This window comes from Streptosporangium sp. NPDC002524 (assembly GCF_040295985.1).
Taxonomy (GTDB): domain Bacteria; phylum Actinomycetota; class Actinomycetes; order Streptosporangiales; family Streptosporangiaceae; genus Streptosporangium.
On the sequence record NZ_JBEOWK010000090.1, the window covers coordinates 1 to 1,054 of the forward strand.

The 1,054-nt window shown below is 35.3% G+C and carries 1 pseudogene; it reads left to right on the plus strand.

The features are described from left to right. Positions 1–62: 62 nt before the first annotated feature. Positions 63–1,054 (plus strand): annotated as a pseudogene (locus tag ABT053_RS43410) (IS3-like element ISLla3 family transposase); the annotation flags it as partial.

Here is a 1,054-nt window from a genome sequence, read left to right on the forward strand (position 1 = left end):
GTTACTTGTAGTGACCCCCAAAATATAGACTTTTCAAATCTATATTTCGGAGGTCTTTTCTTATGGTCAAATATTCCATAGAATTAAAACAACGCGTTATTCAAGATTATTTATCTGGCAAGGGAGGCTCTACCTATCTTGCTAAACTGCACAACGTAGGTTCATCTAGTCAGGTTAGACACTGGATTCGCAATTATCGAGCAGAGGGACTTCCTACAGCTCACTCCAAAGTCAATAAAAATTATTCTATGGAGTTGAAAGAAAATGCGGTACAATGTTATTTAACAACTGATTTAACGTATGAAGCTGTGGCAAGAAAATTCGAAATTACTAATTTTACCTTACTTGCAAGCTGGGTTAATCATTTCAAAATTTATGGAGAAGTCCCAATAAGCAAAAAGAGAGGACGGCGTAAAAAACTAGAAAGCATTGCATCGTCTATGACTCAGAACCCAAATGATTCTCAACGAATTAAAGAACTTGAACAAGAATTACGTTATGCGCAAATTGAGGTAGCTTATTTAAAAGGACTTCGGAGATTGGAGAAAAATGCTCTAATGAACAAAAATCAAGACTCATCTACAGTCTCCGTAAAACCTTCAAACTCAAAGAAATCTTGAAAGTTACAGGATTCCCTAAAGCCACTTATTATTATTGGGTTAACTGTTTTGAACGGGTAAACAAAGATGAGCTTATCGAAAAAGAAATGCTTAAAATACGTCAAGAACATGCCAATGCAGGTTATCGTCCAATGAGTGAATTACTTAAGCAACGTGGCTATCACGTCAACCACAAGAAGGTACAGTGCTTAATGAAGAAGCTAGGGCTTCGTGTGACGTCTTATTGGCACAAATCACGTAAATATAATTCATATAAAGGAAAAGTAGGGACGGTAGCTAAAAATAAATTACACAGACGATTCAGAACTTCCATTCCTCATCAAAAAATCACAACAGATACGACAGAATTCAAATATTATGAAGATGGAATTCAGAAAAAGTGTTATCTCAATCCTTACATTGATTTATTTAATAGCGAGGTGATTAGTTATCAT